Annotated in this window: 10 protein-coding genes; 7 read left to right on the plus strand and 3 right to left on the minus strand. The window is 65.6% G+C overall.

Going from position 1 to position 12,874, the window contains the following annotated elements; translation table 11 throughout:
• Window positions 1–38 precede the first annotated feature (38 nt).
• A complete protein-coding gene (locus AB3X99_RS07555) occupies window positions 39–644 on the minus strand; it encodes a nitrogen fixation protein NifQ (protein WP_368616559.1) in 606 nt (201 codons plus the stop codon).
• A 25-nt stretch (window positions 645–669) separates the two neighbouring features.
• Window positions 670–1,098, minus strand: coding sequence for a molybdopterin-binding protein (locus tag AB3X99_RS07560; protein ID WP_069261529.1), 429 nt, complete (start codon window positions 1,096–1,098; stop codon window positions 670–672).
• Between the two features lie 222 nt (window positions 1,099–1,320).
• Between AB3X99_RS07560 and AB3X99_RS07565 the strand changes: the two genes are divergently transcribed.
• The gene (locus AB3X99_RS07565; RefSeq protein ID WP_256094471.1) at window positions 1,321–2,166 is read left to right on the plus strand and encodes an extracellular solute-binding protein; all 846 of its coding nucleotides are present in this window, start codon (window positions 1,321–1,323) and stop codon (window positions 2,164–2,166) included.
• Window positions 2,167–2,198: 32 nt separating this feature from the next.
• On the plus strand, window positions 2,199–4,031 hold the full coding sequence (locus AB3X99_RS07570) for an ATP-binding cassette domain-containing protein (RefSeq protein WP_256094448.1): 1,833 nt from the start codon (window positions 2,199–2,201) through the stop codon (window positions 4,029–4,031).
• 414 nt (window positions 4,032–4,445) lie between these two features.
• Here AB3X99_RS07570 and AB3X99_RS07575 read toward each other — a convergent pair whose 3' ends face one another.
• The gene (locus tag AB3X99_RS07575; RefSeq protein WP_368616560.1) at window positions 4,446–5,468 is read right to left on the minus strand and encodes a hypothetical protein; all 1,023 of its coding nucleotides are present in this window, start codon (window positions 5,466–5,468) and stop codon (window positions 4,446–4,448) included.
• Window positions 5,469–6,215: 747 nt separating this feature from the next.
• On the opposite strand from AB3X99_RS07575, the gene AB3X99_RS07580 reads away from it, so the two are divergent.
• The 5 genes from AB3X99_RS07580 (at window position 6,216) to AB3X99_RS07600 (ending at window position 12,859) form a co-directional block, all read left to right on the plus strand.
• On the plus strand, window positions 6,216–7,625 hold the full coding sequence (locus AB3X99_RS07580; protein WP_368616561.1) for a DUF2957 domain-containing protein: 1,410 nt from the start codon (window positions 6,216–6,218) through the stop codon (window positions 7,623–7,625).
• 105 nt (window positions 7,626–7,730) lie between these two features.
• The gene (locus tag AB3X99_RS07585) at window positions 7,731–8,996 is read left to right on the plus strand and encodes a DUF2957 domain-containing protein (RefSeq protein ID WP_342946856.1); all 1,266 of its coding nucleotides are present in this window, start codon (window positions 7,731–7,733) and stop codon (window positions 8,994–8,996) included.
• 208 nt (window positions 8,997–9,204) lie between these two features.
• Window positions 9,205–10,029, plus strand: a complete 825-nt coding sequence (locus tag AB3X99_RS07590; protein ID WP_141710540.1) for an OmpW family protein — start codon at window positions 9,205–9,207, stop codon at window positions 10,027–10,029.
• Window positions 10,030–10,152: 123 nt separating this feature from the next.
• The gene (locus AB3X99_RS07595) at window positions 10,153–11,100 is read left to right on the plus strand and encodes a MerR family transcriptional regulator (RefSeq protein WP_368616562.1); all 948 of its coding nucleotides are present in this window, start codon (window positions 10,153–10,155) and stop codon (window positions 11,098–11,100) included.
• Window positions 11,101–11,314: 214 nt separating this feature from the next.
• Window positions 11,315–12,859, plus strand: a complete 1,545-nt coding sequence (locus tag AB3X99_RS07600) for a flavin-containing monooxygenase (protein ID WP_368616563.1) — start codon at window positions 11,315–11,317, stop codon at window positions 12,857–12,859.
• Window positions 12,860–12,874: the final 15 nt, after the last annotated feature.

Genomic DNA, 12,874 nt, shown 5'->3' on the forward strand with positions numbered 1-12,874 from the left:
TACACGATGCGTGCTACGCGCCGTTCCCCTCTGCATGGCTAACGCCCGGCGGGAAAGCAGAAGCCGAAGTCCTCGCAGCCGGGGCAACCGGGCGCAGGGCCTGGCGTGGCGCCCAACGCCAGCGCGAGTTCACGCGCCAGCAGCTTCTTCCAGCGCAAGCCTTCCACGTTGCGCGCCACGACCTCGGGAAAGAAGCGCTCCAGCATGCCTGTCACGTCATCGCGGCCACGCAGGCCGAGATCGCGCCACAGATGATCGGGACGCAGGCACGCGTGGGCAACGATCGCGGCGAGGCAACGCACGTCGTCGGGGTCGGCTTGCGGCGCGGCAAGCGCAACGAGAAAGTCATGCATTGCGGTGGCGAATGCAGCATGCGACGCATCGGCCATCACGTGCGTGTGCAGAGCTTCACTCGTCACCGCACACACGAAGTGCCGCGCACCGAGCGCGTCGAACTGCGCGCGCGTTAGACCGAGCAACGGCAATTCGCCGCGCACCTCGCGCGCCGCAACGAGCCGCGCGAAGAGCCAGGCGTCGGGCGTGCGCGGCGCCTCCGGCGCCCCCGTCAGGGCATCGCAGCGCGCGGCGGCCAGCGCATCGACATCGCGCGGCGGCGCGCCGGAGTCCTGTCTACCGTGTGTCATGGCATTCACGCGAGTTTGGAGCGCATCAACCGTCTACGCCGACGATCACGCTCGATGCCTTGAAAAGCGCCGCAGCCTGCTTGCCCGCCGCGAGGCCGAGACGATCGACGCTGTCGTTCGTTACGATGGCCGCGATCTGCGCACCGCCCGGGGCTGCGAGCACGACTTCCGCGTTCACCGCGCCCTTCGTGACCGACGAAACCGTGCCCGCCACCACATTGCGCGTGGACACCTTGCTCGCATCGCCGTCGACCATGAGGATCACCGACGATGCCTTCACAAGCGCGAAGGCCGGCTTGCCAGCGGCGAGACCCAGCGAAGCGGCGCTGCCATGCGTAATGATCGCGACGATCTCGAGGCCGCCGTCGGCGCGCAGCGTGACTTCGTCGTTGACAGCGCCGGCCTTGACCGCGCTGATCTGGCCGGAGAAATGGTTGCGGGCGCTGGTACGCATAAGGACCTCCACAATTGAACAGAACAATGAAACGGCAAAGAACCGGAGCCTCAGTTTAGCCGTGTCACTGTGACGCGCACAGGCATGGATCGCCAAAATAGCGAATGTCGCAAGCACATGAATACAGCAGTCCATCGTAATATATGGGCCTTTATAACGAACGGGGTGTCGAACATGTTTATCCGCAAGCTGGCGGCCTCAGTCGTCGTGATGAGCGGTGTGATGGGCGCGATGGGTGCGAGCGCCAACGCATTCGCCGACGAATCCGATGTCAACGTGCTCTATGCAGGCTCGCTCGTGAACCTCATGGAAAAGAGCGTGGGCCCCGCGTTCGAAAAGGAAACGGGCCTGCATTTCAAGGGCTACGCAGCCGGCTCGAACAAGATCGCCAATGAGATCAAGGGCAAGCTGCGCCGCGGCGATGTGTTCATCAGCGCGAGCCCGAAGGTCAACACGAGCCTCATGGGCGAGGCCAGCGGCAATCACGTCACGTGGTACGTGAATTTCGCCGAATCGCCGCTCCTGATCGGCTATAACCCGAAGAGCCGTTTCGCCGCCGACTTCAAAACGAAGCAGTGGGATCAGGTCCTGCAGGAACCGGGCATCCGCCTCGGCCGCACTGATCCGAAGCTCGACCCGAAGGGCGCGTTCACCGTCGAACTCATGACGAAGGCCGCGCAGGCGTACAACCAGCCTGATCTCGTGCAGAAAACACTTGGCACGCCGGAGAATCCCGAGCAGGTGCTGCCGGAAGAAACGCTCGTTGGCCGTCTGCAATCGGGTCAGCTCGACGCTGGCTTCTTCTACTCGACCGAAACGTCCGACCTGAAGATTCCGGCGATCCACCCCGCGCCCGAACTGAAGATCAAGGCGAACTACACGCTCACGATTCTCAACGACGCCCCCAACAGCGCCGGCGCCGCGCGCTTCGTGAACTTCCTGCTTTCGGCGGAAGGCCGCAAGCTGCTCGCCGAGCACGGCGTGGATGTGACCAGGCCTGCCGTCAACGGTCAGATCCAGGCGATCCCGCCGTCGGTGCAAGCCGTAATCGACGCCGCACAGCAATGACACAAGCCGCGCAACGTGCCGAACAGGTTGCCGTGAAACGCTCCCAGCCGCTCTGGTGGCTCGGCGCGCTGCTCGCGGTCTACCTGTGCGCGCCGTTCGTTGCGAGCATTCCGCAGATCGGGCAGGCGGACTGGGCCGGCGTCGACTGGCACGCCACCTGGTCGGCGGTCGGCGTGTCGGTCGCGAGCGCGAGCGTGGCCGCACTCGTCATCCTGGTGGGCGGCGTGCCGCTCGGCTATTGGCTCGCGCGTTCGCGCGCGCGCGGCATTGCCTTGCTCGGCTTCGTCGTGCAGTTGCCGCTCGCGTTGCCGCCGCTCACGAGCGGTGTGCTGCTGCTGTTTCTCATCGGGCCGTATAGCGGCATTGGCCAGCTCTTCGGCGGCTCGCTCACCGACTCTTTCACGGGCATCGTGCTCGCCGAGACCTTCGTGGCGGCGCCCTTCCTGATCGTCGCGGCACGCTCGGCGTTCAGCGCCGTCGATCCCGTCTACGACGACGTTGCCGCCACGCTCGGCCATCACGCCGCCAGCCGTTTCTTTCGTGTCACGCTGCCCATTGCGTGGCCCGCTATCCGCGCGGGGCTCGCGCTCGCCTGGCTGCGCGCGTTCGGCGAATTCGGCGCGACCGTGATGGTCGCGTATCACCCGTATTCGCTGCCTGTGTATACCTACGTCGTGTTCGGCGGCCAGGGCTTGCCCGCGATGATGCCGCTCCTGCTGCCCACGCTCGGCATTGCGATCATCTGTGCGGTGCTCTCCGTCTATAGCCGCGGCGCACGCCCGACGCCGGCGGTGAGCCTGGACAACGGCGACGAACTCACCAGTATCACGCCGGCCGCCACCGCGGCCGAAAACGCCGGCCTGCGTCTTGCCTTCGCGGCGCGCCGGCATCTCGGCGCGTTCACGCTCGATGTGGCGTGGCAGCCGCAAACGCGCCGGCTCGCGATCATCGGCCCTTCGGGCTCGGGCAAGTCGCTCGCGCTGCGCATCATCGCCGGGCTCGAGCGCAACGACGCGGGCTCTGTCACGCTCGGGGCAACCGACCTCGGCGCGCTACCGCCCGAGCGCCGCCAGATCGGCTACATGCCGCAGGATTACGGGCTCTTCCCGCACATGACAGTGGCGCAGCAACTCGCGTTTCCTGTCGATGCCGACGCGGCCAGCGCCCGCTACTGGCTCGCGCACCTCGGCCTCGACACGCTCACCGAACGCCTGCCGCGGCAGCTCTCGTTCGGCCAGCGCCAGCGCGTGGCGCTCGCGCGCGCGCTCACGCGGCACACGCAACTGCTGCTGTTCGACGAACCGTTCGCTGCGCTCGACACGCCGCGCCGCCGCCGTCTACAGCAGTCGTTGCGGGCGCTGCAACGCGAAGTAGGCGCAGTGACGGTGATCGTCACGCACGACCCCGACGAGGCGGCGCTGCTCGCCGACGAAGTGCTCGTGATCGAACAGGGCTGCGTGCTGCAGGCGGGCGCCGTGGCCGACGTGTTCCGGCGGCCCGCCACGCTGCGCGTGGCCGAACTGCTCGGCCTGCACAACGTCGGCGAGGGGATCGTGCGTGCCGGTGGCACGATCGAAACGCCGGCGGGACTGCGCCTGCCCTGCGCCGATCCATCGCTTGCGGTGGGCACGCGCGTGATGTGGCGGGTCTCGCCGCGCGCGCTCGTCGCGACGCAGGAAGGCGCGTGGCAAGGGCGTATTGCCGGCACGTCGCTGCGTCACGGAGACCGCTACGTTACCGTCGAGATCGCCGGAGAAACCTTCGATATCGCCGCAGAAGATGCGCCGGCATCGCATGCCAGCGAGCTGCGCTTCTCGATCGACGCGAACGGCGTGCTCGCCTGGCCGGCGTCGCAGGGCGCCTGATTCACCACTCCTGAAAACACTCACCTTTCGCGGCGACATACCAGCAGCGGTGTCGCCGCTGATGACAAAATAGCCCCTGTTAAAGGGGCTTTTTGCATAAGCGGTTAGCGATCCGATGCGCCATTTCGCACCGTTGCTCACGGTTCCCGAAAACGCTCACCTTTCGGCGTCTCGCGCTCGGACACGCAAGGTTTCGACTGCCAACACCTGGTAGTCGGCAATATTCGCATCCCTTAACCTGGGACTACCAGGAAAATCTTGCGCGCCGGAACCAGGTTCTCCTGTCCATCGGGATCACGAAACTTCCGCTGCCGATCACGCGCGACGGTGATTTCGGCACGCTTCGTTCACGAACCGTCGCAATGCCACGCGCGCGGCTCCCGGATCTTCTCACCTATGACCGCGACGCCACGCTCAGATCATGAAGCGGCTGTCTTCCACGAGCACACGCGGCAACGGTTGCAGGTCGGTGCGCGCGAAGCGCACCAGAGAGAAGGCGCGCAGACCTTGCGGGCTCGACGGCAGCCGCGCGAGCGGGAACGTGATCGAGGCGCTGTTGCCCGGGCCGCCGTTTGCGAGCAGGACATTCATCGGACTCAGGCAGATCTCGCGCATTTCGACGTTCGTGTATTGCGCGGGATTCGCGAGCACCCTGCAGATCACCGTGAGCTGGTGTTCGAGCGCTTCGCTCTTGAGGCCGAGTGCGGCAATCTCGCTCTCGTTCTGCGCAATCTGCGCCTCGACCTTCGCCACTTCGGCGACGTTTGGCACGGCGTGCTCGCCGAGCATGCGTTGCGTCCCCGCGCCGTGGCGCGTGAGCAGTTGCAGGCGCGTCCTGAGCAGCGCACGCTCCTGTTCCAGCACGTCGCGGCGCGACTCGTCGGCGCCGATCTGCTCGAGGCCTTCCAGGGCGATCTGCTCGACCACGCGCTGCACGATCTGCTCGCGAAGGTCGCTCTCGGTTTCGCCGCATACACGCACCTGATGGTCGTCGAAGCTCAGCGTCGTCTGCATGACATCGGTGTGCACCTCGTCGCCATGCTGCTCGGCACCGAAGGCACGCCGCTCGTTCAGGGCCATGCCGAGCACCGCGTAAGTCTCGCGCGCAAGTGGATGAGCCTCGAACCAGGCATGCAGTTCAGGCGAGCGGCTCAGCACATGGCCGACCTCGTCGGGCGCAGCGAAAAACGCGTGGATATAGGGGTCGCTCGACCAGGTGGCGGCGCTCGCTTCGCGCGCGGGTGGCATGCGGTCCACGACCTCGCGCACGTACGCGACCGATTGCGCGAGCGCGGGGGCGAGCCGCTCGCGCCACTCGGGCACGAGCTTGAGCGTAGGGCTGAGCACGAGCAGACGCTCGATCAGCGTCTGGATTTGCGGCGATTGCGGCGCCTGCTTCGCGCGGGCGCGCGGCCAAAGCCTTTCCAGGATACCCATCGATAACTCCGTTGCAGACCGCTCGGACGCGGCGGCGGTGAAGCGCAGGGCGCACAACGAGGCCTCTTGTCGCGAATGACTATACCGCGAATCACGACCCGGCCGCGGCGATACTGCCGCAACGCAGCAACGCCTCACGTTGCGTTCATGTTCCCGGAAACACTCACCTTTGAGTTGCGTGACGTGCGCCACATAGACCTGAACCTGGCCGCCGATATGCGCAACGGTGCAACGAAAACCCGTGCGGCGCACACCGCAGTGAACTTGCGCTCCCGCACACGCTCACCTTTGGTTTTCTTTGGAGCGCCCACCTTGCTACGCAGGTTTGTGCAGTGCTTCATCCCGGCCGTTGCCGTATGCACTCACCGTCGAGCATGGCGGCGCGATGACGGCTCCCGAATATCCTCACCATCAGACAGCACGCGCTGTCTTGATCTGCAATCCGAATCAATTGCCTCGCTAACGTGATCCCATCCTCAGCTTTCCTCTGCCTTTCAGGGACCGTCGCGGACGCAACGAATCGCGATGACATGTCAACGAGGCGTTTCAGGCATGCCAATTGCGCGGGGGTGCACGGCGCGTGCACGACGGCCTCGGGAAAAACCCCGCTTGCTGGGTGCGCAAACCGCGAAGCATCAAGCAAGAGCGACCTCGTCACGCGTTTTAGACGGTTCGTTCAATTGACAGTGGCCAATGTCATGATCCAATCTTCTGCGCATAAATACGACACAGGGAGGCAGACAAATCATGGAGAGCATTGTCCGCAGCAGCTTGATGCTGGCCGCGGCCGCGACCCCTTTGCTGGTCGCCTGCGGCGGAGGTACCGCCAGCAATCCGGCACCCATCACCCCGGCGCAATGCTCGGGTTCGTCATGCGCGAACCAGGGTCCGCCCAGCAGCGCACCGACCGCCACGGCGTTGTGTCCCGCCGCGGCGGACATCGCGGCGAACACGTATCTGGGCGGTGCAGGCAGTGGCGAGGTCGTGAGCCTGAACATCGACCCGACGAAGATGACGTACAAGCTCACGTTCCTCGCCTCGCCCATTCCCGTGGCCGCGAGTTCGGTGCAGAACACGCGTGCGGGTCTCACCATCACGGGCGCCGTGCAGCATCCGCCCGCGGGCTCGCTGCCGACCGCCGCGCAGATCACGTGTGCGTTCCAGCTTCAGGCGGGCACGGGCACGATCAACGGCAGCCCCTACACAACGGCGTACAACGCCAACAATCCGCCCACGATCTATGTTGGCTTTGGCGTGGCGGGCGGCGGCATTCCGGGCGCGACCGTGAACATCGACGGCGACACCACTGCAAATCTGCTCTTCAGCGGGGTGGCGCCGCGCACGTTCGACTTCTATCCGTTCATCGGCTTTTCGTCGGTCAGCACGAGCCTCGCCGACCTCAAAGGCTCGTATAACGCGCTGCTCTATCACATCCTGCCTTCCAGCAGTTTCGCGCCGGCGGCAAAGGTGACGCAGGAGCAGTACGACGCAAGCGGCAATTGCAGCGTGCCGGCTGGCGCGACCAACACGAGTTGCGCAACCGCTGCGAACGCATGGACGGCGAGCACGAGCGGCAGCTATTTCGACAGTACCGACGCACCGCAGATCGAGACGCCCACACCGTTGCCGTTCCCCTTGAACCTCGGCAACAACGTCATCGTCAGCCGCCAGGGCGGCGCCGGGCACCTCATCCTCGGCAAGCTCAAGGGGGCCATCGTGCCCGTGGTCGTACGCACCGGCTACGTGAACGAAACCATCAGCCTGAGCAATCAGATCGCCGTGGACGACGAGTCCGGCATCGCCCTGCTCGCGCCCGCGACGACGCTCACGTCGGGCGCGTTCGACGGTAGCTACATTGGCGCGGACTCGAATTTCGCCTACACGGCAACGCTCATCAACGGCCAGCAAGCCGGCTTCCTCAAGCCCTCGACGATGACGACGCAGAGCCAGTTCACGCTCGATTACACGCAGACGCACCCCGGCCTGATCGGCGTAACCGATACCCAGGGCAAAGCGGGCAATCTGATTGCGGTGGGCGGCCTTTACGGCATCTTCATCAACGGCGAAGAGAACGGCGGCGTCACGGCCAGTTCGGCGAACAGCGCCACGCCCAATCAGCCTTACTTCGGTGTCGGTGCACTGATCCAGCCACAGTAGTTCATCAGGCGGTCGCGGCATCCTGATCGTTCACGACCGCCTTAATTTCGCACTGCGAATGACTGTCGGTCGCTCTCGCCAACAACAAGACTCTGGAGACGCGGTATGAAATGGAAACTTTTTGCGGCGCTCTCGATTGCCGCACCGATGATCGCAGCGCTCAGCGCATGCGGTGGCGGCAACGGCAGCAGCAGTAGCCCTCCGCTCGTGGAAGCAGCGCTTTGCCCCACCTCGCTCGACTACAACACGGTATATACCGGTGGCGGCGGCGACGGCGAACTCGTCAAGCTGCAGCTCGACACGGCCAAAATGACCTGGCAGATCACTTATGTCGAGTCGCCGATCCCGCAGACCACCGGCACCGTGACGCCCACGCGCAAAGGCCAGGTCGCCACCGGCACGCTGACGGCGGAAACCGGGCTCCCCACGGCGAAGCTCAACCAGTGCGCGTTCCGCCTGAATGGCGCGAGTCTCGACCCCAACCGCCCGGCGCGCGTCTTCATCGGCGAAGGCGTGGCCGGCGGCACGATTCCGGGCGCCGAGATCGCGTACAAGGGCTCCGGCGGTATTGGCGTCGTGCCGGACACGACGTTCCCGTACTACCCGTTCATCGGCTTCTCCGCGATCGAAACGAATCTCGCGAATGTCGCCGGCACGTACAGCCAGCTCGGCTATCACCAGGTGCCTTCGCAGAATTTCCAGCCCGCAGCGGTCGACGCAAAGATCACGATCAACGCCAACGGCACCTGGACCGAATGCGACAACACGGGCGTGAACGCCGGCAAATGCCAGCAGCCCGGCACGAATTTCGCGCAGTCGGCCGATGGCAGCGGCGCGTTCGAAACCGATCACTTCCAGGGGCAGGTGAAGCCGACGCTCGTCACCACGGAGCCGGCCGGCAAGGGCTTCATGATCGTCGGCAAGTTGCGCGGCCAGCTCGTGCCCGTGCTCGTCCGCACCGGCGTGGCGTATCCGCAGGTTGGCGTCGATCCGCAAAGCGGCGCCACGGGCCCGGTGGCCGACGACGAATCGGGCATCTCCGTGCTCGCGCCGCAAACGGCTATCGCGCAGGGCTCGCAGAACGGCGAATACATCGGCGTGGACAGCCAGTTCGACTATCGCACGCTCGCGCTGGAAGGCACGCAGGCCACGCTGCTCGATCCGTTCAACGCCTCGCAGGCCGCGCTCGCCACTGCCCTCGATTTGAACTTCACCCAGACCGTACCGGGCACGGTGACGACCACGCATGTGGGCGCCTCCACCGGCTCGACACCCACCGGCAAGATGATCTTCACGGGCGGCGTGTTCGGCTACCTCGACATGACGACGCCGTCGGACCCGTACTTCACGGCTGGCGCGTTCGTTCAGTAAGGACGACGAAGCAACGTATCGAACAATAACCGGCGCGGCAAACCGCGCCATTCACGAGGTGGCCACTCCCGGCCGTCGCGCAACGCGGCGGCGGCCGGGCCACAAAGGCGCGCGCAGCAAAGGCGGACGACGCATGCCGGACATCCCGAAGCATGCATCGAGCCGTCCCGCGCGCGGGTAAGGCGCACCCGTTCCTGGGAGGGACATGATGAAACGCATTGCAGTGGCGGCGCTGACCGCCGGGCTGACGGCGAGTGCGTATGCACAGCACGCCGGCGACAACGTCGTCGCACTCGGCTGGTTTCACGTCACGACGCAGCATTCGAGCACGCCGCTCACCACGGACGTCGCGCCCGTGCCGATCAACACGCCGCTGCGGCTGCCCAGTTCGTTCACTTCGGCGGGCACGGGGCTTTCGGCATCGAATGCGGATACGGTCGGCCTCGTCATCAGCCACTTCTTCACGGACCATATCGCGCTTACCTCGGTGGCGGGCGTGCCGCCCACGTTCAAGCTCTATGGTCACGGCACGATCAAGCCGCCAGGCCCGGCGGGCGCGCTCGGTAGCCAGAACCTCAGCGATCCGGCGACGAACCCCATTGTCGGCAGCGTGCGCCAATGGAGCCCGGCGCTGATCTTCCAGTATTACTTTCGCGACGCCGATGCGAAATTCCGCCCGTTCCTCGGCATCGGCGTGTCGTACAACTGGTTCTCGGACATCCAGCTCAATCCGAACTTCGTGAAGGCCACCCAGGACGATCTCGGCTCCGTGCTCGCAGCGGGCGCCGGCAAGTCGGGGCAAACGCAGATCAGCGCGAAGGCGTCGTCGTCGTGGTCGCCGGTTTTCAATCTCGGGGCCACCTACAACGTCACGAAGCATCTGGGGATCGTTGCGTCGGTCACCTATATTCCGCTGAAGACGACGTCCTCGGTGATCGTCAAGGCAGCGGACGGCAGCGAGCTCGGCGTGAGCCGGGCCGACCTCAAAGCTGATCCGATCATCTCGTTCCTCGCGCTTTCTTACCGCTTCTAAGGGCGCGTCGTGCCGGCGCAACGGCGAGGAGGCGCATGCGCGTAAGGGCGAGAACGCCCGCGTCAAAACATGCACCCTCCCGTGCGCTCGCGTGGGCCGGGCCGCTCGCGCTAAAATCGCGGCATGCCGAAAACGCCCAAAGCCCCCGTGACCGATTCCGCGCCCGAGCGTGTCACCGACAGCGAATACACCGTCGACGAACTCGCTCGCGTGGCGGGCACGACGGTGCGCAACGTGCGCGCCTATCAGGACCGCGACCTGCTCATGCCGCCCGAGAAGCGCGGGCGTGTCGGCATTTACAACGATTCGCACGTCGCGCGGCTCAAGCTCATCAACCACCTGCTGGCGCGCGGCTACACGCTCGCCAACATTCAGGATCTCATCCTGGCGATCGACGACGGCGGCGACCTGCGCTCGATCCTCGGCCTGGAGAATGCGATCGGCGGTCCGTGGTCGCACGCGCGGCCAAAAACGTATTCGCTGCCGCAGCTCATCAAGCTGTTCGGGCCGCAGGCGCCGAGCAGCCTTTCGCGTCTCGCGGACCTCGGGCTGCTCGAACGCCAGGGGCTGTCGTTCGTCTCGCGCAATCCGGGCATGCTCGACGCCGCGGCCGCCACCGTGCGCGAGGGCATTCCCGCACGCGAACTGCTCGACGTGCTCGAAGAAACGCGTCCGCATTTCGACGCCATCGCGCGCGTGCTGGTGGAAATGGTCGTGCGCCATCTGGATCGCTACGATCAGGGCGCGCTGCCGCCCGCCACGGACATGCCCGCGCTCGTCGACGCGATCTGGCGGCTGCGCCCGCTTTCCACGGTGTTCGTCGAGCACGAGATCCTGCGCGCGCTCGAAGCGCAGTCGAGCGACTACCTCGGCGGCCGGGTCGCGACGATCCTCGACAAGACGCTCGGCCGCGAGCGTGCAAGCGAGGCCGCGCCTTCGCCCGCTTCCGCGCCTGCCAGCGCCGCGAAGCAGCGCGCGCCCAAAGCCGCGCCTCGCAAGAGCGCCGCGCGCGCGCCGGCTGCCGCAAAACTGGCTCGCCCCGCGAAGAAAACCGCGCTCAAGAAGCGTTAAACGCGCGCGTCGTCTCTCCTCGTTTCCGCTTCCCCGAGCGCGTGAAAGGCCCCGCCAGGCGGCCTTTCGCGCGCTGGCGTCCCCTTGCGCCCCTACTGTGGTTGATGTGTTAGAGCGCTGAATCTAGCCCCTTGCGCATTGGCGTCGATCGCACTATGTTTACATCCAGCAATGTCACAGTCATAGATGGATCGACAACAGGGAGACGCTCCGGATGAACGCACCCGCCCGTACCGGCGACGCGATCGACATCGCCATCATCGGCACTGGTTTTGCCGGCCTGGGCATGGCGATCCGCCTGCTGCAAAGCGGCAACCAGGACTTCGCGGTGTTCGAGAAGGCTGACTCCGTGGGCGGCACCTGGCGCGACAACCATTACCCCGGTTGCGCCTGCGACGTGCAATCGCACGTGTACTCGTTTTCGTTCGCACCCAATCCGCGCTGGACCCGCATGTTCGCGCCGCAGCCCGAGATTCGCGCCTATCTGAATCGCTGCGTCGAGCGCTTCCGGCTTTTCCCGTGGCTCAACTTCGGGCACGAACTCACGAACGCGACATGGGACGAAGCCGCACACTGCTGGCGCCTTGCGTTCGCCAATGGCCGGCGCCTCACCGCGCGCGTGCTGATTTCGGGCATGGGCGGCCTTTCGCGCCCCGCGTTGCCGGCGATTGCGGGACTCGACACCTTCGAAGGCAAGGCCTTCCACTCGCAGCACTGGGACCACGACTATGCGCTCGAAGGCAAGCGCGTCGCCGTGATCGGCACGGGGGCAAGCGCTATTCAGTTCGTGCCGCAGATCGCGCCGCGCGTGGCGCAACTCTCGCTCTTCCAGCGCACGCCGCCGTGGATCATGCCCAAGCCCGACCGCGCCATTTCGGGCTTCGAACAATGGCTGTTCCGCACGCTGCCCATCACGCAGGCGCTCGCTCGCGCGGGCCTTTACTGGATGCTCGAAACGCGCGTGCTCGGCTTCGCGGTGCATCCCGCGCTCATGAAGAACGTGCAGAAGCTGGCGTTGCGCCATATCCGCCACCAGGTGCCCGATCCTGAACTGCGCGCGGCCGTGACGCCCGACTACACGATCGGCTGCAAGCGCGTGCTCATATCGAACGACTACTATCCGGCGCTCTCACGCAAGAACGTGCAGGTGGTGACGAACGCAATCGAGCGCGTGGACCGCACCGGCGTCGTGACCGCCGACGGCGTGCATCACGAGGTCGATTGCCTGATCTACGGCACCGGCTTTCAGGTGGCCGATCCATTCCCGCCGGGCACGATCGTGGGCCGCGGCGGCATCGATATCGTCAAGACCTGGCGCAACGGCGCACATGCCTACCTCGGCACGAGTCTGCCTGGTTATCCGAACTTTTTCATGCTGGTCGGCCCGAACACCGGCCTCGGCCACAACTCGATGGTGTTCATGATCGAATCGCAGATCGAGTATGTGCTTGGCGCGCTCGCCGCCATGAAGCGCGACGGCGCCGATTCGATCGACGTGCGGCCCTATGTGGAAGCGCGCTACAACGAGCGCATCCAGAACAAGCTTGGCCGCGCGATCTGGTCGGTGGGCGGCTGCAAGAGCTGGTACCTCGACCCGCGCAACGGCAGGAACACGACACTGTGGCCCGGTTTCACCTGGCGCTTTCGCCGCGCCACCGCGCACTTCTCCCTCGCCGATTACCAGGTCTATCGCGCGCCGCATGCCGCACAGCACGAAGCGCCGCTCGCCGTGGCCACGCAACCCACCGAGGCCGCCTGAACAGGCGCAATCGCC

The organism is Paraburkholderia sp. BR10882 (genome assembly GCF_040948855.1).
In the GTDB taxonomy this organism is placed as follows: domain Bacteria; phylum Pseudomonadota; class Gammaproteobacteria; order Burkholderiales; family Burkholderiaceae; genus Paraburkholderia; species Paraburkholderia nodosa_A.